General features: G+C 58.2%; 22 protein-coding genes. 16 read left to right on the top strand and 6 right to left on the bottom strand.

Annotation, left to right across the window (positions count from 1 at the left end; genetic code table 11):
* The first annotated feature begins 24 nt into the window (after positions 1-24).
* From cobU to CHB79_RS22275, 8 genes are all read left to right on the top strand, one after another.
* Positions 25-546: a bifunctional adenosylcobinamide kinase/adenosylcobinamide-phosphate guanylyltransferase gene (gene cobU, locus CHB79_RS02690; RefSeq protein WP_089358803.1), complete on the top strand. Its 522-nt coding sequence runs from the start codon at positions 25-27 to the stop codon at positions 544-546.
* On the top strand, positions 543-1598 hold the full coding sequence (gene cobT / locus CHB79_RS02695) for a nicotinate-nucleotide--dimethylbenzimidazole phosphoribosyltransferase (RefSeq protein ID WP_089358804.1): 1056 nt from the start codon (positions 543-545) through the stop codon (positions 1596-1598). The genes cobU and cobT overlap by 4 nt, the downstream gene beginning before the upstream one ends.
* The gene (locus CHB79_RS02700) at positions 1595-2191 is read left to right on the top strand and encodes a histidine phosphatase family protein (RefSeq protein ID WP_089358805.1); all 597 of its coding nucleotides are present in this window, start codon (positions 1595-1597) and stop codon (positions 2189-2191) included. Before cobT ends, CHB79_RS02700 begins: the two co-directional genes overlap by 4 nt.
* Positions 2188-2922 (top strand): adenosylcobinamide-GDP ribazoletransferase, encoded by a 735-nt coding sequence (locus tag CHB79_RS02705; RefSeq protein ID WP_089358806.1) that lies wholly within the window; start codon positions 2188-2190, stop codon positions 2920-2922. Before CHB79_RS02700 ends, CHB79_RS02705 begins: the two co-directional genes overlap by 4 nt.
* A gap of 23 nt (positions 2923-2945) precedes the next feature.
* Positions 2946-3215, top strand: a complete 270-nt coding sequence (locus tag CHB79_RS02710) for a hypothetical protein (RefSeq protein WP_010485135.1) — start codon at positions 2946-2948, stop codon at positions 3213-3215.
* 74 nt (positions 3216-3289) lie between these two features.
* Positions 3290-3715 (top strand): MarR family winged helix-turn-helix transcriptional regulator, encoded by a 426-nt coding sequence (locus CHB79_RS02715; protein WP_089358807.1) that lies wholly within the window; start codon positions 3290-3292, stop codon positions 3713-3715.
* A 30-nt stretch (positions 3716-3745) separates the two neighbouring features.
* Entirely contained in the window at positions 3746-4954 is a 1209-nt protein-coding gene (locus tag CHB79_RS02720; protein ID WP_089358808.1) for an MFS transporter, read from the top strand.
* On the top strand, positions 4951-5076 hold the full coding sequence (locus tag CHB79_RS22275; RefSeq protein WP_274377980.1) for a hypothetical protein: 126 nt from the start codon (positions 4951-4953) through the stop codon (positions 5074-5076). The genes CHB79_RS02720 and CHB79_RS22275 overlap by 4 nt, the downstream gene beginning before the upstream one ends.
* Positions 5077-5214: 138 nt before the next feature.
* Here CHB79_RS22275 and CHB79_RS02725 read toward each other — a convergent pair whose 3' ends face one another.
* From CHB79_RS02725 to CHB79_RS02735, 3 genes are all read right to left on the bottom strand, one after another.
* Complete coding sequence (locus CHB79_RS02725) at positions 5215-6465, bottom strand: OmpP1/FadL family transporter (RefSeq protein ID WP_010485141.1); 1251 nt, start codon at positions 6463-6465, stop codon at positions 5215-5217.
* Positions 6466-6663: 198 nt separating this feature from the next.
* Entirely contained in the window at positions 6664-7143 is a 480-nt protein-coding gene (locus CHB79_RS02730; RefSeq protein ID WP_089358809.1) for a hypothetical protein, read from the bottom strand.
* Positions 7144-7369: 226 nt separating this feature from the next.
* Positions 7370-8224 (bottom strand): sulfurtransferase, encoded by an 855-nt coding sequence (locus tag CHB79_RS02735; RefSeq protein WP_089358810.1) that lies wholly within the window; start codon positions 8222-8224, stop codon positions 7370-7372.
* A 169-nt stretch (positions 8225-8393) separates the two neighbouring features.
* On the opposite strand from CHB79_RS02735, the gene CHB79_RS02740 reads away from it, so the two are divergent.
* The 3 genes from CHB79_RS02740 to CHB79_RS02750 all read left to right on the top strand — a co-directional run bounded on the left by CHB79_RS02740 (position 8394) and on the right by CHB79_RS02750 (position 9940).
* The gene (locus tag CHB79_RS02740; protein WP_089358811.1) at positions 8394-8765 is read left to right on the top strand and encodes a SpoIIAA family protein; all 372 of its coding nucleotides are present in this window, start codon (positions 8394-8396) and stop codon (positions 8763-8765) included.
* A gap of 36 nt (positions 8766-8801) precedes the next feature.
* Positions 8802-9188 carry a VOC family protein gene (locus CHB79_RS02745; protein WP_010485146.1) on the top strand — a complete coding sequence of 129 codons (387 nt, stop codon included), beginning with the start codon at positions 8802-8804 and terminating at the stop codon, positions 9186-9188.
* 68 nt (positions 9189-9256) lie between these two features.
* Positions 9257-9940 carry a spermidine synthase gene (locus CHB79_RS02750; RefSeq protein WP_089358812.1) on the top strand — a complete coding sequence of 228 codons (684 nt, stop codon included), beginning with the start codon at positions 9257-9259 and terminating at the stop codon, positions 9938-9940.
* Positions 9941-9982: 42 nt separating this feature from the next.
* Here CHB79_RS02750 and CHB79_RS02755 read toward each other — a convergent pair whose 3' ends face one another.
* Complete coding sequence (locus CHB79_RS02755; protein ID WP_176443116.1) at positions 9983-11041, bottom strand: SMP-30/gluconolactonase/LRE family protein; 1059 nt, start codon at positions 11039-11041, stop codon at positions 9983-9985.
* A gap of 267 nt (positions 11042-11308) precedes the next feature.
* Here CHB79_RS02755 and rnd point away from each other — a divergent pair, with 267 nt between their 5' ends.
* The 5 genes from rnd to CHB79_RS02780 all read left to right on the top strand — a co-directional run bounded on the left by rnd (position 11309) and on the right by CHB79_RS02780 (position 15852).
* On the top strand, positions 11309-12457 hold the full coding sequence (gene rnd, locus CHB79_RS02760) for a ribonuclease D (protein WP_089358813.1): 1149 nt from the start codon (positions 11309-11311) through the stop codon (positions 12455-12457).
* The gene (locus CHB79_RS02765; protein WP_010485154.1) at positions 12454-12747 is read left to right on the top strand and encodes a YcgL domain-containing protein; all 294 of its coding nucleotides are present in this window, start codon (positions 12454-12456) and stop codon (positions 12745-12747) included. Before rnd ends, CHB79_RS02765 begins: the two co-directional genes overlap by 4 nt.
* An 86-nt stretch (positions 12748-12833) precedes the next feature.
* Positions 12834-13769 carry a D-2-hydroxyacid dehydrogenase gene (locus tag CHB79_RS02770; RefSeq protein WP_089358814.1) on the top strand — a complete coding sequence of 312 codons (936 nt, stop codon included), beginning with the start codon at positions 12834-12836 and terminating at the stop codon, positions 13767-13769.
* A gap of 255 nt (positions 13770-14024) precedes the next feature.
* Positions 14025-14474 carry a YcgN family cysteine cluster protein gene (locus tag CHB79_RS02775; protein ID WP_010485158.1) on the top strand — a complete coding sequence of 150 codons (450 nt, stop codon included), beginning with the start codon at positions 14025-14027 and terminating at the stop codon, positions 14472-14474.
* Positions 14475-14616: 142 nt separating this feature from the next.
* Entirely contained in the window at positions 14617-15852 is a 1236-nt protein-coding gene (locus CHB79_RS02780) for a hypothetical protein (protein ID WP_089358815.1), read from the top strand.
* Positions 15853-15911: 59 nt separating this feature from the next.
* On the opposite strand, the gene CHB79_RS02785 is transcribed toward CHB79_RS02780, so the two are convergent.
* Both CHB79_RS02785 and mfd read right to left on the bottom strand, forming a co-directional pair.
* On the bottom strand, positions 15912-16439 hold the full coding sequence (locus tag CHB79_RS02785) for a CsiV family protein (protein WP_010485162.1): 528 nt from the start codon (positions 16437-16439) through the stop codon (positions 15912-15914).
* A 17-nt stretch (positions 16440-16456) separates the two neighbouring features.
* Positions 16457-19894, bottom strand: coding sequence for a transcription-repair coupling factor (mfd, locus tag CHB79_RS02790; protein WP_089359186.1), 3438 nt, complete (start codon positions 19892-19894; stop codon positions 16457-16459).
* Positions 19895-19934 lie beyond the last annotated feature (40 nt).

Consider the following 19934-nt stretch of genomic DNA (forward strand, 5'->3'; position numbering starts at 1 on the left):
CATTTATCGATCTGGAGCAGCGCCATGCATGAATTAATCCTTGGCGGCGCTCGTTCCGGCAAAAGCTGTTTGGCCGAGCGCCTGGCTGTTGAGTCTGGCATGGCGGTGACCTATATCGCCACCAGCGAGGCGCTTGATGGCGAGATGAGCCAGCGCATCGCTCATCACCGCCAGCGTCGCCCAGCCCATTGGCAATTGATTGAAGAACCTGTGCATTTGGCCAGGGTGCTGCAGGAGCATGCCGCAGCCGATAGCTGCATACTGGTTGATTGCCTGACGCTCTGGCTAAGCAATCTGTTGATGTTGAACGATGAGGCGCGAATGCAACGCGAGATTGATCAGTTGCTGAGGTGCATCGAGGCGATGCCAGGACGGATCATCTTTGTGAGCAACGAAACCGGCCTTGGCGTGATTCCCCTTGGTGAGCTGACCCGACGTTATGTCGACCAGGCGGGTTGGCTGCATCAGGCCCTGGCTGAGCGTTGCCAGCGCGTGGTGTTTACCGTTGCCGGGTTGCCCATGGTGCTCAAGGGAGCTGCATTGTGAACGAGTCATGGTTGCAGCGCGGCTGCCGTTCGTTGGATTTTGCCGCTCAACTGGCGGCGCAAGAGCGCCAGGCTCAGTTGACCAAGCCGGCAGGCTCCTTGGCCCAGCTTGAGCAGGTCGCGGTGCGCCTGGCTGGCTTGCAAGGGCGCGAGAAACCCGAGGTCGAGAAGGTCTGGGTCAGTATCTTCGCGGCTGACCACGGTATTGCCAATGAAGGTGTTTCGGCTTTCCCGCAGGAAGTTACCGGGCAAATGCTGCGTAACTTTGTCGGCGGTGGCGCAGCCATCAGTGTACTGAGCCGCCAGCTGGGCGCCCAACTTGAAGTGATCGACCTGGGCATTGCCACAGCGCTTGACCCCTTGCCTGGCGTCCTTCACCTGGGGTTGGGGGCTGGCACCGAGAGTTTCTTGCATGGCCCGGCGATGACTGTCGGACAAGTGATGCAGGCATTGGGTGCAGGGCGTGACGCAGTGCTGCGCGCGCAAGCTGCGGGCAGCGAGTTGTTTGTCGCCGGCGAAATGGGGATTGCCAATACCACGTCGGCTTCGGCGCTGGCTTGTTGGTTGTTGCAATGCGAAGCCTCGGCGCTGGCTGGCCCTGGCACTGGTTTGAATGCTGCCGGTGTGCAGCACAAGGCCCAGGTCATCGACAGGGCATTGGCGCTGCATCGCCCGCAGATAAGCGATGTGGTCGATGGCTTGCGGCGTCTGGGTGGTTTTGAAATTGCTGCCCTGGCTGGCGCTTATCTGGCCTGTGCACAGCAAGGCATTGTGGCCCTGGTTGATGGCTTTATCTGCACTGTGGCTGCCCTGGTTGCGCAGCGCCTGAATCCGGACTGCGTTCACTGGTTGTTTTTCGCCCATCAGGGTGCAGAACCTGGACATGGCAAGCTCTTGCAGGCGCTCGATGGGCAACCGTTGCTGGATCTCGGTTTGCGCCTGGGTGAGGGCAGCGGGGCGGCCTTGGCAGTGCCACTGCTGCGCATGGCCTGTGCCCTGCACAACCAAATGGCGACTTTCGCCGAAGCAGCGGTTGCCGGGCGGTCGGCATGACAGTTCGGCTCGACTTGCTGCGTCATGGTGAAACCGAGCAGGGCGGCGGTTTGCGTGGTTCGATCGACGACGCACTGACTGCCACGGGTTGGGCCCAATTGCGTGAAGCACTGGCAACTGTCCTAAGTGAACAGCAAGGCCAGCCGCTGTGGGATCGCGTGATCAGTTCGCCGCTGCAACGTTGCGCACGCTTTGCCGAAGAGGTCGCCCAGGCACTGGCCATACCTTTGGCTATCGATCCTGCTTTGCAAGAGTTGCACTTTGGCGACTGGGAGGGCCTCAGCAGCGCCGAGGTCATGCAGCGGGATGCGCAGGGACTTGGCCGGTTCTGGGCCGATCCTTTTGCATACACCCCGCCCAATGCCGAGCCCTTGATCCAGTTCGAGGCACGTATTCTCGCCAGCGTACAACGCATGCAACAGGCCCATTGCGGTGAACGTATCTTGCTGGTCACCCATGGCGGGGTGATGCGCTTGTTACTGGCGAGGGCGCGGGGCTTGCCGCGCAGTGATCTGATGCAGGTCAGTGTTGGCCATGCTCAACTGGTCAGGCTCGTGGCCGGGCAGGACGGCACCCTGAGCGAATGTCGATGAACGGATTGCTTATTGCGCTGCAGTTTCTGACGCGCCTGCCCATTAGCCTCGGTCAGATGCCCAGTGCCGAGCAAAACGGCCGCTCAGTGCTCTGGTATCCGTTGGTGGGCCTGTTGATCGGCATTGTGTTGTCCCTGGCCCATTATCTACTCGGCGATCTGTCTCCGCTGTTGCAGGCCGCATTGCTGTTAAGCCTTTGGGTGGCGATTAGCGGCGGCCTGCACCTTGATGGTCTGGCCGATAGCGCCGATGCCTGGGCGGGAGGCCTTGGCGACAAGCAACGCACCCTGGATATCATGCAGGACCCGCGCAGTGGCCCTATTGCCGTGGTGGTCCTGCTGTTGCTGCTGTTACTCAAGTTTGCCGCGCTGGTGGTCTTGCTTGGGGCTGGGGCGAGTGCTGTATTGGTGCTGGCACCCTTGTTGGGACGCAGTGCGCTGCCGCTGCTGTTTTTAACCACGCCCTATGTGCGCCAGGGCGGCCTGGGGCAGGCCTTGTCGAGCCATTTACCGCGTCAGCAGTTGCCCTGGTTGCTGGTTGCTGTGGCGGGGTTGTCACTGGTATTTATCCCCGGCGCCTGGCTGGCGCTGATAACGGCGGGGCTGGTTTTTGTCCTGTGCCGTCGGTTGATGCTCAAGCGCCTGGGCGGCACCACCGGCGATACCGCGGGCGCCTTGCTCGAGATTATGGAGTGCGCGATAGTGGTGGTCTTGGGCTGCGCCCTTGGTTGACCGACACTACGAAGGACTTGCTTGTGTCTGAGAAAATCATCATTGCTCTGGTCGTTATCGTCAGTTTGGCGGCGCACTACTGGCTCTATCGCTGGGTGAAATTCAAGATCGACGAAGGGGTTATCCTCAAGTGTCTTGAAGATGCCAAAGCTGCTTCAGGTCAAGGTCAACTGGACAGCCCGTCCATTGCCCGGCAAACCCAGATGAAACCTCAGCGCATCGCCCAGGTTTGCCGGCAAAGCCCCAGGATTCAAAGCTCGCCAGGCGCTGAAGAGACCTGGAAGCTTTCCTAGTCCGGTAAGGCCCACACTAGTTTCCAGTTCGATTTAAGTTGCGTTTTGGTTAATGCGGGTATATACCCGTATCTATGTTGTCGACCCAATGTCTATGTACCCAGCTGCGCCGTGCGAGTCGCGGGGTCAGCAAGCTATACGACGATGCGCTAAGTGCCATCGGGATCAATGTTGCCCAGTATTCGCTGCTCAAGCATTTGCAGCGTCTGGAGCAGCCGAGCATCAGTGATCTTGCCCTGGCCCTGGGTCTCGATCGCAGCACCCTGGGGCGTAACCTGCGGGTGCTTGAGGCCAGGGATCTGGTGGTCATGCAGGAGGGCGCCGACCAGCGCAATCGCATTGTGCTGCTCAGTGCCCATGGGGAACAGGTTATCGAGGCGGCCTTTGCCGCATGGCAGGGCGTCCAGCAATTGCTTGTCGAACGTATGGGGGCAGAGCAGGTGGACGAATTGAGCCACCTGCTCGCCAAGTTGCAAGCATTCGATTCAGGCCCCGATTGAGCGCGGGTCACTGCGTATCCAGGAATTGATATGAATAATGTGTGGCGTAAAAGTGGCTGGATAATGCTTGGGGCTTCGTTGATCCTGGCGTTGTCGCTGGGTATTCGACATGGCTTTGGCTTGTTCTTGCCGCCAATGAGCGCAGACTTTGGCTGGGGGCGTGAAGTCTTTGCCTTTGCCATTGCCCTGCAAAACCTGATCTGGGGCCTGACCCAGCCCTTTACCGGCGCTATTGCCGACCGCTTTGGCGCGCAACGTACGGTGATTATTGGTGGCGTCCTCTATGCGCTGGGTCTGGGCTTGATGGGCTTTGCCGACTCGCTTTGGTCGCTGTCGCTCAGCGCTGGCTTGCTCATTGGCATGGGCCTGTCAGCCACGTCGTTTTCGGTGATCCTTGGCGTTGTGGGGCGCGCTGTTGCGGTTGAGGATCGCAGCATGGCGATGGGCATTGCCAGCGCAGCAGGTTCGTTCGGACAGTTTGCCATGCTGCCGGGTACCCTTGGCTTGATCAGTTGGCTGGGATGGTCGTCGGCACTGTTGGCGCTGGGCCTGCTGGTTGCCCTGATCGTACCCTTGGCGAAGATGATCAAGGATGTGCCGCTCCCGGCCCAGGCAGGCGATCAAAGCCTGCTCGAGGCGCTGCGTGAAGCCAGTTCGCACTCGGGGTTCTGGTTGCTGGCCCTGGGGTTTTTCGTCTGCGGTTTCCAGGTGGTATTTATCGGCGTGCACCTGCCCGCGTACCTGGTTGACCAGCATTTACCGGCTCTGGTCGGCACTACTGTGCTGGCACTGGTTGGGCTGTTCAATATTTTCGGAACCTACACCGCAGGCTGGCTCGGCACCTCGCGCTCCAAGCCACGCCTGCTCAGTGCCTTGTACCTGGCACGTGCGGTGGTGATAGGCCTCTTTATCTGGGCGCCCCTGACGGTCTGGAGTGCCTATGCTTTCGGTATCGCCATGGGGCTGTTGTGGCTTTCAACCGTGCCCTTGACCAACGGTACCATTGCCACCATGTTTGGCGTGCGCAACTTGTCGATGCTCGGTGGTATTGTCTTTCTGTTTCACCAGTTGGGCGCGTTCCTGGGGGGCTGGATGGGCGGCTATTTGTACGACCGAACAGGCAACTATGACCTGGTCTGGTATATCTCGATTGGCTTGAGCCTGATCGCCGCGGCGCTTAATTGGCCGGTGCGTGAGCAACCGGTGGCGCGCTTGCAGAATCTCCAGGCCGCGATATGAACAAAGCCTGGTTGATCCGAACAGGATTAGCAATTGTTGGGCTGGCGCTGCTGGGCCTGATTGGCTGGGGCTGGTACCAGGGTGGCCTGGCAGTGTTGCAACTGGGTGTTGGTATTTGCTGAGCGTTCGACGGCCTGCAAGCGCGGCTTGCCACAGGCGTGATGGGGCGGGAAAGGTTTTGGCGTTTCAACGACGGTAGATTTGCGCGGCTTTCTTGTTGTTATTCATGCCGCACAAATTGAGTGCTTAAGCGCCGCGAATCAGAAGCGGTAAGTCACTTGCGCACCAAGACCGTGGGCGCTGTTTTCATAGGTAGAGCTGTAGTTGCCGCGCAGCGGATCGCTGTTGTCGAGCTTGGCGTCGTCTTCTTTGAGGTAGGAGTAAGCCACGTCGATAGTCATGTCATCGGTCGGGCTCCAGCCAGCACCCAGGCTGAAGATCTTGCGGTCGCCGGTCGGGATACGCGGCGAGCGGTGCGTGTTGTTGGCAGGCGACTGGTCAACAGCCAGGCCAGCACGCAGAACCCACTGCTTGTTGAGCCTGTAGGCTGCACCAATGGCATGGGCCCAGGTGTCGTGCCAGTCTTGCTCTTCGCTGATGGTTTCAAACGGAGCTGTTACGCCTTCGTTGTTAACCGTGATGTCTTCCAGGCGGCTCCAACGGGTCCAGGTGCTGCCTGCGTAAACAGTCCACTGGTCGTTGATGTCGTAGGTCAGGGACATATCAACGGATTCAGGCGTGGTGATATCCAGGCCAGCATCGTACTTGCCTTGGAAACCACTGAGCAGGCTGCCATCGGGCACTGAAACCTTGGTGTCGCCATCGAGCTCGTAATCCACCTTGGAGTGATAAGTCACACCGGCACGTACGTGCTCGTTGAATTCGTAGAGCACACCCAGGTTATAACCGATGGCAACGTCGTCACCCTTGATTTTGACCTTGCCGTCTTCAGGGGTGAAGCTTGGGATTTTCGAGGTCAGTTCGCCGGAGATGTGGTTGATGGTCGGGCCAAAACCGATCGACAAGTTGTCATTGAAGCGGTAGCTGACCGTTGGCTGCAGCGTGATGACCTGAACTTCGCTCTTGTCGCCAAAATAACGTCCCTGGAAGTCGCTCTCGTAATCCGTTACCAAGCCAAATGGCACATACATGCCGATACCGAAACTGACCTTGTCGTCGATTGGCTTGACGTAGTAGCCCATAGGCACGCCCACGACTGGCACCATATCGCCGTCGTTGCTGCCGCTGAGGCTGCCATCGGCGTGCTTGATGTCGGTCTTGGCGATTACCACTGCGGCACCTGCAGAGACTTCTTCACGCTTGAGGCGCGACATACCAGCAGGGTTACCGTACAGCGTGGTGGCGTCGTCGGCAGAGGATGAACGGCCAGCAAATGCAGTACCCATGCTGCTGATGCTCTGCTCGTTGAGGGCAAAACCGCTGGCTAGGCTGTAGCTGGATGCAACGCTAATGGCTAAGGCCAAACTGCTTTTTAGAATTTTTTGGCTCACAGGAGGACTCCAAAGGGTAGCTGGGGAGCGCAAGCTAACAGGCTTCTTAGGCGTTTGCCAAGGGCAAAAGTTCAGTTGAAAAGTCGGGTTTTGTAGGACAATTTGTGGCGTTGTGCCGCTATCTTCGCTGAATGTGAACAGGCGTGCACTGAGCTGAAATGACGCAAACCCTGACTATTCGGACAGTTTGGCAGGATGTCAGGCAACTTGACCGAGCTGGCCAATGCAACGTTGCCATGCCTCAATAAAATCTTGCGCGCGCCCCGTTGGTCGAAAAACATGGCGCCAAATTGTTGCCATGCCGACCAGGTCATCAACTTCAGGCAGGGGGCGCTGTTCAATTTCAATCAGCATCCAGGCAATGGCGGTCGCATAACGCAGGTTGACCGTGAGCTCTATGTGCGGGGCATCAAGAAAGGCATGCTGGCTCGCCAGCCCGCGGATCTGGCTGGCAAGGTCTGGATCAAAGGCGAGGTGGCAGTCCCAGAGTTGCTGGTGCCGGGTTTCGGTAATGCGAAACAAACCATGACCCAGGTTGTCATCAAGCTCGGCGCACAGGCTTGATTGACTGGCCGCAGCTCCCAGAAGCAGGGCCTCCGCAGCAGGTGAGTAGTGGCCCAGATAGACCAATGTCGGGCGGATAACATGCTGGCTCAGTTCGCAGGCCGCGATTCCCATACCATCCTCACAAAACTGGAGACCGGTAGGGCAGGCGCTTGGCAGCTGGTTGTTCGTACAAAGGCTCTACCGGGGGCGGGTTTAGCCGCTCATGTTGAAGTGTAGTGCTACCTTTGAGTTGTAAAGGCCTGTTTTTAAATTGTTTTCTTCGATCACTAAATATCTATATAGCACTTGGTAATTAACAAACCCGCTCATGTAGCGGGTTTGCCGGTTGCATGGCTGATCACTCGCCAGTGGCGATGGGCCTGTTTTGATTGGTAATCCACTCGCTCCAGGAGCCCGCGTAAAGCGCAGCCAGCGGGTAACCTGCCAGGCACAGGCTGAACAGGTTGTGGCAAGCCGTCACCCCGGAGCCACAGTAGGCCACCAGTTGCTCCGCCTGGCGTTGTCCGAGCAAATCGCTGAAGCGTTCACGCAACTCGGTGGCGGGCAAGAAACGGCCGGCACTGTCCAGGTTGTCGGTGAATACTGCGCATTGAGCCCCCGGAATATGCCCGGCCACCGGGTCCAATGGTTCCACTTCGCCTTTGAAGCGCGGCAGGGCGCGGGCATCCAGCAAGGTCATTTCGGGCCTGTCCAGGCGGGCCTGCAATTGCTCGGCGGTGAGCACCATCGCACTGTCGGGCTGGCCACTGAAGTTGCCAGCAGTCACAGGCTGCACCTGGGGCGTGACTGGCAACCCTGCCTCGCGCCAGGCCTTGAGGCCGCCATCAAGCACGAAAACACCTTCGCGTTTGCCCAGCCATGCCAGTAGCCACCAGGCCCTGGCGGCGTAAGCTCCGGGGCCGTCATCGTAAAGAATGACTTGGCTTTCGTTATCCAGGCCAAGTTCAGCCAGGCGCCGGGTCAGTGCCAGCGGTTGCGGCAGGGGATGGCGGCCGGTGATACCGGTTTTTATTTCACCGGATAGATCATCTTCCAGGTCGAGGAACTGCGCCCCTTGGATATGCCCCTCAGCGAAGCTGCGTCGGCCGTAGCCCTTGTCATCCAGTGCAAAACGGCAATCAAAAATCCGCGTGCCAGGGGCTTGCAGGTGCTTGTGCAGTTGTTCGGCGGTGATCAGTTGGGCAATAGGCATCAGGGTCTTCTCGGGCTGGTGGGGCAAGGCACGGTTTAAAAATCCGTAGGGCCAACAGGCTTTTTATCATGTTGCAAAACTCAAGCGTAGCGGAGTGGTCTTATTAGTTATCGTAGTGCTTGATCATGAGCCTTCGTTTTAAGCATCCGCCAATTGCGAGGTGAATAAAATGCTGACAATTAAGCCGAGTGAACACACTAATGTCATCGAGTTCGAGCTTGATGGTGGTTTAAGCCGTGAGGAGTTTGATCTGTTGGCCGCGCGCATTGAACAGGTCATCAGTGAGTATGGTGAGGTACGCATTATCGAGGTGGTCAAGCATGTGGGGGCGATCTCTCCATCTGCGCTTTGGGCTGATTTTAAATTTGCGCCCAAGCACCTCAAGGATTTCTCCCATGTGGCGATAGTTGCCGATCAAAAATGGATTGGCTGGTTCAGCGAACTGGTCAAACCCCTGATGCATGCAGAGATCCGTAACTTTGGCCTGGATGAACTTGATCAGGCGCGCTACTGGATTCGTAATGTCACAGCCAATGTCTGATTGTCGAATCAGCCTTTAACCACGAGAACCAGAGTCATGCAGCCACAACCCTTGATCGCAGTTGTCGATGTGCCTGCCAGCAGTCTTTGGTACCAGCAACTGCTGGGCTGCAAGTCAGCCCACGGAGGGGCTGAGTACGAACAGTTGGTTAACTCTAGCGGCCAGATGATCCTTCAGCTTCATGCCTGGGATGCCCATAGTCATCGGTACTTGGGCGATAGCAGTCTGGACTCGCGCGGTAATGGCGTGCTGCTGTGGTTTGAGGTCAATGACTTTGCCGCCGCGCTGGTGCGCATTGCCGCTTTGCAAATCAGGGTGTTGCAGGGCCCGCTGGTCAACCCGAATGCGCAGCACCGTGAGGTGTGGCTGCGCGACCCTGACGGCTACACCGTAGTCTTGGCCGGTCAGCACGGCGAGCTCTAAGCGTTTTAAGCCTGGCGGTGCTGCTGTATGGTGCGCTGCATTCAATGCCATCCATACGTGAGTCGCCGATGAAACGCTTTGTGTTGCTGGACACCGCACCTATTCCCCATGGCGATTCCGCGCTATGCCTGTTCGAGTACGGCGAAGACTTCGTGATCAAGATTGCCGGCGGTGATGGCGGCCAGTTGATGAATACCCGTATGCATGGCTCGGAAGATGCCTTGGCGGAGATCCCCTGTAAAAAGATCGCAGGTCGTCCCGAGCCGCGTGTACTGATTGGCGGTTTGGGCATGGGCTTTACCTTGGCCTCGGCACTGCTGCACCTGGGCAAGTCTGCTGAGGTTGTGGTGGCAGAACTGGTGCCGGGGGTGATCGAGTGGAATCGCGGTGCTTTGGGTGCCAAGTCGGGCTATCCAATCAATGATCCGCGCACCCGAATCATTGAGGATGATGTAGCCAAGGTGCTCAACGCCGCCAAGGGTGACTATGACGCAATCATGCTAGATGTCGACAATGGCCCTGAAGGCTTGACGCAAAAGAGCAATACCTGGCTCTACTCCATGGATGGCCTGCGCCAGTGCCACAAGGCCTTGCGTGCCAAAGGTATTTTGGCGGTCTGGTCGTCCAGTGCGGATCGCAAGTTTTCCGAGAAAATCGCCAAGGCCGGCTTCAAGGCCGAGGCGGTGCAGGTCTATGCCCATGGCAACAGGGGCACTCGCCACACCATCTGGATTGCCGAAAAGCTGGGCTGAGCCACGCAAAAGGCCCTGGCGAGAGCCTTTGCCGGCGGCGCCTTAGCGGATCTTGAGCTTGCCGATACGGTCGTTTTCAAGGCTGCCAAGGTATAGATAGTCACCCACGGGCTTGGCTGAGGTGATCATGCTCAGATGGCTGCCGCTGGTATCGTGCAGGCTCCGGGTTATTTCGCCTTGCTCGTTGATCGCAATCACCAGTCCATAGCGCGTGGCCTTGGGCCAGAACATACGCGGCAGTTTACTGATTTGCGCTTTCAGCCATGGATGCTGGTGCAGGAAGTCTGCATCGGCTTTGCGCGGCGAAGGCATTGCTACCCAGAAGATGCCTGCATGGTCGCTTTCCAGGTTGTCGGGCAAGCCGGGCAGGTTATCGATAAACACATCGTGGCTGCCGGCTTTTTCACCCTTGAGCCAGTAGCGGCTGATGCGGTAGCGATAGGTTTCATTGACCAGCAGGAAGTCTTCATTGGCTGATAGCGCGACACCATTGGCGAAGTACAAATCCTTCATCAGTACCTTGGTTTCGCCCGTTGCTGGCGTGTAGCTGAGCAGACGGCCCCAGGGACGCGCCTCGAGCAGGTCCAGCAAATAGTCGGGTTGCTCGAAGCGTGAACTGGCGTCGCTGAAGTAAATGGTGCCGTCACGGGCGATGGCCAGGTCATCGGTAAACTTGAATGGCAGGCCCTCAGCGCCGGTGGTGAGCACCTTGATACTGCCCTTGGGATCGACTGAAAGCAGGCCTTTGTAGGCATCGGCAACGATCAGGTTGCCCTGTGCATCGAAATCCATGCCAAGCGGACGACCTTGGGTGTTGGCAAAGGTGTCGACCGTCTCGCCCTCAATGCGCACAATCCTGCCGTCTGCGAGGCCTGCATAGACACGGCCTTGAGCATCAACAGCGGTGTCTTCCGGGCCGTGGATCTTACCCTTGGCAATTAGCTGCGCTTTCATCAGCGTGTCATTTGGCTCAAGTACACCGGTCATGGCTGGCGCTTTGGGTGCCTGCCAGGCGACTGGATTGATCGGGCTGGGAGTGACGGCAAGGAAGACCGCAACGCAGGCGATCAGCAGTATCAAAAGACCAAGCAGTTTTTTCATTATTATTTTCCCTGTTGAGTGATGGGCGCAGCACGTTGAGGCCAAGCGGCAGACTACAGGTTTCGGAGCATGGGTTGCGTAACTATGCAGCATTTTGTGGTTGCATCATTCAGCCGGACGGTCGGCACGGCGCGCAGTGGGTTGCCTAAGCTTTGCATGGGCGGCAACAGGGTCAAGTACGAGTCTTATCGCTTGTTATCATTCAACCAGGCCCCGAGATAGGGCGCAGGCATATATACTGCTTGCCATTCAGCATGGGAGAGCCGCGTGGCGATTGATATTCAGTGGATCAGTGACAACCAGGACCTGGCCCAGCACTGCGAGCAATGGCAGCGCTTGGGCTTTGTGGCATTGGATACCGAGTTTATGCGGGTGGATACCTTCTACCCGATTGCCGGCCTGATTCAGGTTAGCGAAGGTGAGCGTGCCTACCTGATAGATCCGCTGTTGATCAGTGATTGGGCGCCGTTCGCGGCGCTGCTCGAAAATCCCGAGGTGATCAAGGTGGTTCACGCCTGCAGCGAAGACCTTGAGGTTTTCCTGCGCCTGACCGGCAGCCTGCCTGTGCCATTGTTTGACAGCCAGATTGCGGCTGGATACCTCAATCTGGGGTTTTCAATGGGTTACTCTCGCTTGGTCAAGGCTGTGCTGGATATCGAGTTGCCCAAGGGCGAGACACGTTCGGACTGGCTCAAGCGTCCGCTTTCTGAGACCCAGGTAAGCTATGCAGCCGAAGATGTCCTGCACCTGGCGCATGTCTACCGTGAGCTGCAAGCCAAGCTGTCGCCTGAAAAATACCAATGGGTGCTTGAAGACTGCGCCGACATGGTCAATCACCTTGGCCGTGAAGTCGAACCGCAAGAGGCCTATCGCGAAGCCAAGCTGGCGTGGAAGCTGTCGCGAGCGCAGTTGGCGGTGTTGCGCGAACTTTGTGCCTGGCGTGAGCGTGAAGCGCGAGCCCGTAACCAGCCCCGTAATCGAATTCTGCGTGAGCATTCACTGTGGCCGCTGGCCAAGACTCAGCCGGATAACTTGCAGAGCCTGGCGCGTATTGAAGACATGCATCCAAAGACGGTGCGTCAAGACGGCGAATTTATTCTGCAGTTGATCAAGGATGCCGCCGCGCTGCCCGCGTCGCAATGGCCAGAAGCCTTGCCTGAGCCGCTGCCAATCGAGGCATCGGGAATCCTTAAAAAGCTGCGCGCTATTGGCCAGAAAGAGGCTGAACGCCTGGATATCGCACCGGAACTGATGCTGCGCAAGAAGATCCTTGAGGCACTGCTCAAAAGTGGCTACCCAACGGGGCCTTATGAGTTGCCTGAGTCCCTCACCGGCTGGCGCCGCGAGTTGATGGGGCAAGCATTACTAGATCGCCTGGCTAAAATCAGCGAAGCCAAAGAAGAGGAGAGGGTGTGAAGCGCATCTGCAATATCTACAAGAGTTCCAAACGCAACGAGATGTACCTCTACGTGCTCAAAAGCGATGAGCTCAAGCGTGTGCCGGAGTCGCTGCTCGCGGCGTTTGGTACACCGACCCTGGCGTTCAGCATGATCTTGACCCCTGAGCGCGCCCTGGCCCGCGAAGATATCCACCAGGTGCTGGAGAACCTCGACAACCAGGGCTATCACCTGCAGATGCCGCCGCAAGAGGAAGACTACATCCAGCATCTGCCTGAAGAGCTGCTGCGGCGCAACGACCCCGTTTGAGGGGCCTGTAACCCAATAACGAGCGCTGTGCTCGACCAGGCACGGCACCCGGATGTATTGCCCCATTGACGACCTTGGATAACAAGATGCGTGTGTTGATTGCTGAAAAGGCCCAGGCCGACTATGCCCGGCGCCTCGAACAGGTTCTGGGTCCGGACCTGGAACTGGTGGGTAGTGATGATCCGCAGCAGTTGCCGGATCTGGCAGCAGACTGCCAAATCTGGCTTGGCCAGCCTGATCTGCTCGCCCAGGTCCTGCGTGAGGGGCCAAAACCGCAATGGCTGCAATCGACATGGGCGGGGATCACGCCGTTTCTGGCAGATGGCTTGCCCCGTGATTATCTGCTGAGCCGGGCTGTAGGTATCTTCGGCCAGGTCATGACCGAGTACGTGCTGTGCCACATGCTTGCCCATGAACGGCAAATATCGGCCCAGCAGGCCGCCCAGGCCCGGCAGCAATGGCGCGGCGAACTGCCACAAAGCCTGGCTGGCCGGCGCGTACTGATTGTTGGTTGTGGTGATATTGGCCATAGCATGGCCTTGTTTTTGGCGGCCTTTGGCGTAGAACTCCACGGCATTGCCAGCCAGGCGCGTGAACAAGGGCCGTTCATTGAGGTGGCGTCGATTTCTGAATTGCCGCGCATGGCTGCCGAGGCGGACTACCTGATCAATCTGCTGCCGGACACGCCAGCGACCCAGAATATCTACAACAGCGAGCTATTTGCCCTGCTCAAGCCAAGCGCCATGTTTATCAATGCCGGGCGCGGCGCGGCGGTGGTGGATGAAGACCTCGTCAGCGCTTTGCAGGCGGACAGGCTGGCTGCGGCGGTAATCGATGTGTGTCGAGTAGAGCCCTTGCCTGCCGGGCACATGTTCTGGACTGCGCCGCGCTTGTTGCTCACAGGCCACAGTTCCGCTCCGACGCAGCCGGCATTGATGGTCAAGCTGTTTGTCGACAACCTGGAACGTTTTCAGGCAGGGCAGGCGCTTCAGGGGTTGGTGGATTTTTCCCGCGATTATTAAGTGACGCCTGAAAACCACAGGCCGAGCGCGCTTTAGTGGGGCAGCCCTTGCTGCGACCCCGTCTATGGCTGTTACGCCCGCTGCGCTTTTTACTATCGTTGCTCGTTCGCTTTTCAAAGGCCCAAGGCGGAGTCATCGCGGTAATTACTCAGCTTTTACCGGGCAACAGGTCACTATCCGTCGCTGTAGGCTTGGTTGCGAAAGGGCGCCGCGTTAGACTGCCGGCCTTTTCGCACCTCTATCTTGGTTCTTGCCATGGCCGCCAAAGTCGAACCCTTCTGGAAACGTAAGACCCTCGAGCAGCTTGATCAAGCTGAATGGGAGTCGCTGTGCGATGGCTGTGGACTGTGCTGCCTGCAAAAACTTGAAGACGAAGACGACGGCAGCGTTTACTACACACGCATCGCCTGCAAGCTGCTTGATCTCGATACTTGCCGCTGCACCAACTATGAAAACCGCATCAAGTTCGTGCCCGACTGCATTCAACTGACGCCAGCACAGGCTGATCAGTTTCAATGGCTGCCACCGACTTGCGGTTATCGTTTGGTCAGCGAAGGCAAGGACCTGCCGCTCTGGCATCACCTGGTGTGTGGCGACCCGCAAGCCGTGCATGTCGAACGTATTTCTCAATCAGGGCGCATGCTCAGTGAAAAAAATGTCGCTGAAGATGATTGGGAAGACTATCTGATCTTTCGGGCAGGCTAATATCTGTCCCAGTACAGCGTTGAACATTCGCTAAAACTGACCCCGCCAGCTTGAATAAATGTCGGCTCCGGTGATGGAATTGCCGGGTTGGCTGCTTGTCTATGCTTGGAACTGACCTCGTTTGCCATGGAGTTGCCCTGTGATGTCGATTCGTCCCCTGTTGTTGTCTGTTGCGCTGTTTGGTTTTGGCTCGCCGGTATGGGCAGCCACTAAGGTCGATTTGGATTACAACGTGCGATTCGTGCCAGAGGATGACGTGGCCGAAGTGAGCATGACTCTGGACAAGGGCGAAGCCATCCAGCGGCTTTCTTTTAACCTGGGCGACGAGCAACGCTACTCTGACTTCAGCAGCGAAGGCGGGGAGTGGACCCAGGAAAGCCCGGAACGCGGCATCTGGACGCCGGGCAAGGGCAAGACCAAGCTCAGCTACCGGGTGAAAATAAGCCACCCGCGCGCTGACGGTAAGTTCGATGCGCTCATGACCCGGGACTGGGCGCTGTTTCGCGGCGACAACCTGATACCCAGTGCGGCCATGCAGATCCAGGACAAGACCAATCTGGTCGCGCACCTGAAGTTCAAGTTGCCTGAAGGCTGGCCGAGTGTCGAAACCGGCTGGCCGCGGGTGGGCAAAAACACCTTCAGGATCAATAACCCACAGCGCAAGTTCGATCGTCCAACTGGCTGGATTCTCGCAGGTAAAATCGGCACCCGCCGCACCAAGCTGGGCGAAACCGATGTCACCATCGCCGCGCCAGACGGCCAGGGCATGCGCCGTATGGACATGCTGACCATGCTCACCTATGTCTGGCCGGAGGCGCAGGCGGTTTTCCCGCGTGATCCGAAAAAGTTGCTGGTCGTGGGGGCGAACGACCCGATGTGGCGTGGTGGTCTTTCGGCATCCAACTCCTACTTTATGCACGCTGGGCGTCCAACCGTCAGTGAAAACGGTACCAGTTCACTGGTTCACGAATTGGTTCACGTATTTACCCGAATCAAGGACACCGACAAGAGCGACTGGATCAGTGAGGGCCTGGCCGAGTACTACGCGATCGAGTTGGTTCGCCGCTCCGGCGGCATGACAGAAGAGCGCTACCAGAAAGTGCGTGAGCAACTGCTGAAGTGGAGCAAGTCGGTCAAGACCCTGCGCACCGAGAATTCCACGGGGCCAATCACCGCGCGTGCAGTGCTGATGCTGCAAGACCTTGACCGTGAAATCCGCAAAGCCACCAATGACCGCAAGCAACTGTCGCTGGATGACGTGACTCGTGGCCTGATGCGCCTCGACAAGGTCAGCACCAAGGACTTTATCCAGATCAGCGAAAACGTCATGGGCAAGTCTTCGGATGTGCTGGACACCAAGTTGCTGAAGAGCAAATAAACCCAGCCTTGGCTCGTGCAGGGGCGCGGCAACAGCGCCGCGTCCGGCTGCGGGTGGGGTTATTGCGGGCGAACCTGAATCAGCATGCCCAGGTTGCTGTGATCGATATAGTTGAGCTTGCGTACCTGCAAGGTGCTTGACTGCTTCAGACGCTCACTGCGCTGAACCAGGCCGCCAGGCTCGAACTGGTTGATCCACAGATCCACCTTGGCCTCCAGCAAGCGGTCTTGCTTGAGGCTCAGGGTGCCCTCGATCGGTGCATGACCGAGGCGCATGTCGCCACTGCTGAAGGCCAGGGTTTCATCGCCGGATTGAGTCCAGGCCTTGTGCAGCAGAACCTGGTAGTCGCCGCCATCATTGAGTTTGTCTGCTTCGTCATTGAGCGCGGTTGCGCGCTCCTGATCGGCTTCAAGCAGGCGTGCGCCCTGGCTCCAGTCGTCTGGGGCACGCTTGCCGGAAACCAGGACTTCACCGGGCTGACGAAAGACAATTACTTCAACTTGATAGTTGTCGGCGGCCACGGCTGCCTGGCTAAAGGCGCTAAGTGCCAGTAAAGGCAGCAGGGCAAGGCTGCGAAGTACACGCATATTCACGTATTGGTCCTTCAAGAGGGTGGTGTCAGGCGCTCAAACAGCGCTTCAAGTATGTTGAATCGTTCTTCCGGGCGTTCCATTGGGACCTGGAATTTGAATAGCGTAGCGCCTTCGAACTTGTAGCGATTGGGCTGGCTCTGGATCAACTTGATCAGTGTCAGCGGGTCAACGCAGGTGTCGGCGGCAAACTCGATGCGACCGCCCTGTGGCCCGGCATCGACCTTCTTGATGCCCAGGGTTTCGGCTTTAAGCTTGAGCAGGGTGATGCGCACCAGGTTCTTGGTCGGCTCCGGAAGCAGTCCGAAGCGATCAATCATTTCAACCTGCAGCTCCTTGAGCCCGTCCTCATCGACCGCCGAAGCGATGCGTTTATACAGGATAAGGCGGGCATGCACATCAGGCAGGTAATCGTCCGGGATCAGCGCGGCGACACGCAGGTTGATTTCCGGGCCGCCACCCAGTGGTTGGTCCAGGTTCGGTTGTTCGCCCTTGCGGATGGCTTTGACCGCGCGCTCGAGCATTTCCATGTACAGGGTAAAGCCAACCGCCTGGATTTGACCGCTCTGCCCATCGCCGAGCAACTCGCCAGCCCCGCGAATTTCCAGGTCGTGGGTGGCCAGGACAAAACCGGCGCCGAGATCCTGGGCGTTGGCGATGGCTTCGAGACGCTTCTGGGCGTCGTCGCTGAGCTGCTTGCGCGGTGGCGTCAACAGGTAGGCATAGGCCTGGTGGTGGCTGCGTCCGACACGCCCGCGCAATTGATGCAGCTGGGCCAGGCCAAACTTGTCGGCACGCTCGATGATGATGGTGTTGGCGCTCGGTACGTCAATACCGGTTTCAATGATGGTCGAGGCAATCAGCACATTGAAGCGCTTGTGATAGAAATCACCCATCACCTGTTCCAGCTCGCGCTCGCGCATCTGGCCGTGACCTATGCCTATGCGCGCCTCCGGTACCAGTTGGGCCAGGTCGGCGGCACATTTTTCGATGGTTTTGACATCGTTGTGCAGGTAGTAGACCTGGCCGCCACGCAGCAGCTCACGCAGCAGTGCTTCCTTGATCACGGTATTTTGCTGTTCCATGACAAAGGTGCGAACCGACAGGCGTCGTGCCGGAGGCGTGGCAATAATCGACAGGTCGCGCATGCCGGCAACCGCCATGTTCAGGGTGCGCGGGATAGGCGTGGCGGTGAGGGTGAGGATATCGACTTCGCTGCGCAGTGCCTTGAGCTGTTCTTTCTGGCGCACGCCAAAGCGGTGTTCCTCGTCGATGATGACCAGGCCCAGGTTGTTGAACTTGACGTCGTCCTGCAGCAACTTGTGGGTGCCGATGACAATGTCGACCTTGCCTTGCGCCAGTTGCTGCATGGCTTCGCCAACTTCCTTAGCGCTCTTGAAGCGGCTCATGACCTCGACCTTTACCGGCCAGTCGGCAAAGCGGTCGCGAAAGCTGTTGTAGTGTTGCTGGGCGAGCAGCGTGGTCGGCACCAGGATTGCCACTTGCTTGCCGCCGTGTACCGCAATAAATGCAGCGCGCATGGCCACTTCGGTTTTACCGAAGCCGACATCGCCGCAGACCAGGCGATCCATGGGCTTGGGCGCGAGCATATCGTGGCGTACTGCATCAATTGCAGCCTGTTGATCCGGGGTTTCCTCGAAGGGAAAGCCCGCACTGAAAGTGGCATAGTCAACCTGCGGGTCGGCAAAGGCATAGCCTTCACGCGCGGCGCGGCGCGCATAGATATCCAGCAACTCGGCGGCAACGTCGCGAACCTGTTCAGCGGCTTTGCGTTTGGCTTTCTGCCAGATTTCCGAGCCCAGGCGGTGCAGCGGGGCGAGGGCGTCGTCGCTGCCGGTGTAGCGGGCGATCAGGTGCAGGCTGGCAACCGGGACGTAGAGCTTGGCGTCCTCGGCATACTGCAGCGACAGGAATTCCGCGTTCTGGCCGTCAATCTCCAGGGTTACCAGGCCTTGATAGCGACCCACGCCGTGGTCGATATGGACCACGGGTGAGCCCTCACGCAGCTCGGTAAGGTTCTTGATGACGTTTTCGCCAGCATCACGGGTCTTTTCACGGCGACGGCGCTGCATGACGCGTTGGCCAAAGAGCGGGCTTTCGGCAATGAGCGCCACATCCTCAAGCTGCAGGCCTTCGTCGAGCGGGGCTATGGTGATGCCCAGGCGCTCTTTGCCGGCGATAAACGCTGGCCAGCCATCGACCTCCTTGGGCTTGAGCTTCAGCCGTGCCAGCAATTCGAGCAGGACTTCACGACGACCTGCTGACTCGGCGCAGAACAGGATGCGTCCCTGATATTCCTCGATAAAACGCCGTAGCGCAGCAAGTGGCTCGCTAGCCTTGGCTTGAATCGCCAGGTCAGGCAAGGGCTGTGCGTTGAAACGCAGGCGGCCAACACCCTCGTCGATATCTTCCTGGCTGACCACCACGCGGGGCCAGTTTTTCAGGCGTGCGAAGCAGTCCTCGACCGGTAAAAAGATATCCGCTGGCGGCAGCAGTGGTCGCTCGGGGTCGACCCGACGTTCTTCATAGCGGTTGCGGGCGTCATTCCAGAACTGTTCGGCGGCTTTTTCGATGCCGGGCAGTGAAAACACCTGGGTGTCCTGCGGCAGGTAATCGAACAGGGTCGCGGTTTCTTCGAAAAACAGTGGGATGTAGTACTCGATACCCGCCGGGGTGATGCCCGTGGAAAGGTCCTGGTAGATAGGGCAACGACGGAAGTCGACATCAAAGCGCTCGCGAAAGCGTCCACGGAAATCCGTAATGGCTTTCTTTTCCAGCGGAAATTCACGGGCTGGAAGTAGCTTTATGGATTCAACCTTGTCGATTGAGCGCTGGGTTTCCGGGTCGAAGGTGCGCAGGGTTTCAATTTCGTCATCGAACAAATCGATGCGAAAAGGCTGCTTGCTGCCCATGGGGAATAAATCAATCAGTGCCCCGCGCACGGCAAACTCGCCATGCTCATAAACCGTGTCGACGCAGCGATAGCCCGTGGCTTCAAGGCGGCTGCGCATTTCGTCGACATCAAGTGTCTGGCCAACATCCAGGACCAGGCTGCTGCCGAGCAGGAAGCGTGTCGGGGCCAGGCGATGTAGGGCGGTGGTTATCGGTACTACCAAAACGCCATGTTTTAGTTCTGGCAGACGATAAAGTGCAGAAATACGCTGTGAAATGATGTCTTGATGTGGCGAAAAGAGGTCGTACGGCAAGGTTTCCCAGTCGGGGAAATGCAACACCGGCAGTTGCGGGGCAAAGAAACTCAATTCCTGCTCAAGCCGTTCGGCGCTTTGGCTGTCGGCGGTCAGCAGTAAAGTGAAGCGATTTGCAGCGCTTGCAGCCTCAGCAATTGCTAGGCTTAGCGCAGCACCGGGAAGGTTGCCCCAGTGTTGTTTGCCGGCAGCAGCGGGCAGGGACGGAAGGCGCAGTACGGACACAGGCGGCTCACGGTCAAGATACAAGGCTGGCGATTGTAAC

The organism is Pseudomonas segetis (genome assembly GCF_900188155.1).
Lineage (GTDB): Bacteria > Pseudomonadota > Gammaproteobacteria > Pseudomonadales > Pseudomonadaceae > Aquipseudomonas > Aquipseudomonas segetis.

Bases quoted from the DNA above. Each gene is read 5' to 3' on its own strand.
- cobU (WP_089358803.1), top strand. From the start codon at position 25: ATGCATGAATTAATCCTTGGCGGCGCTCGTTCCGGCAAAAGCTGTTTG.
- CHB79_RS02700 (WP_089358805.1), top strand. From the start codon at position 1,595: ATGACAGTTCGGCTCGACTTGCTGCGTCATGGTGAAACCGAGCAGGGC.
- CHB79_RS02705 (WP_089358806.1), top strand. From the start codon at position 2,188: ATGAACGGATTGCTTATTGCGCTGCAGTTTCTGACGCGCCTGCCCATT.
- CHB79_RS02715 (WP_089358807.1), top strand. From the start codon at position 3,290: ATGTTGTCGACCCAATGTCTATGTACCCAGCTGCGCCGTGCGAGTCGC.
- CHB79_RS02720 (WP_089358808.1), top strand. From the start codon at position 3,746: ATGAATAATGTGTGGCGTAAAAGTGGCTGGATAATGCTTGGGGCTTCG.
- CHB79_RS22275 (WP_274377980.1), top strand. From the start codon at position 4,951: ATGAACAAAGCCTGGTTGATCCGAACAGGATTAGCAATTGTTGGGCTG.
- CHB79_RS02730 (WP_089358809.1), bottom strand. From the start codon at position 7,143: ATGGGAATCGCGGCCTGCGAACTGAGCCAGCATGTTATCCGCCCGACA.
- CHB79_RS02735 (WP_089358810.1), bottom strand. From the start codon at position 8,224: ATGCCTATTGCCCAACTGATCACCGCCGAACAACTGCACAAGCACCTG.
- CHB79_RS02740 (WP_089358811.1), top strand. From the start codon at position 8,394: ATGCTGACAATTAAGCCGAGTGAACACACTAATGTCATCGAGTTCGAG.
- CHB79_RS02745 (WP_010485146.1), top strand. From the start codon at position 8,802: ATGCAGCCACAACCCTTGATCGCAGTTGTCGATGTGCCTGCCAGCAGT.
- CHB79_RS02750 (WP_089358812.1), top strand. From the start codon at position 9,257: ATGAAACGCTTTGTGTTGCTGGACACCGCACCTATTCCCCATGGCGAT.
- CHB79_RS02755 (WP_176443116.1), bottom strand. From the start codon at position 11,041: ATGAAAAAACTGCTTGGTCTTTTGATACTGCTGATCGCCTGCGTTGCG.
- CHB79_RS02770 (WP_089358814.1), top strand. From the start codon at position 12,834: ATGCGTGTGTTGATTGCTGAAAAGGCCCAGGCCGACTATGCCCGGCGC.
- CHB79_RS02775 (WP_010485158.1), top strand. From the start codon at position 14,025: ATGGCCGCCAAAGTCGAACCCTTCTGGAAACGTAAGACCCTCGAGCAG.
- CHB79_RS02780 (WP_089358815.1), top strand. From the start codon at position 14,617: ATGTCGATTCGTCCCCTGTTGTTGTCTGTTGCGCTGTTTGGTTTTGGC.
- CHB79_RS02785 (WP_010485162.1), bottom strand. From the start codon at position 16,439: ATGCGTGTACTTCGCAGCCTTGCCCTGCTGCCTTTACTGGCACTTAGC.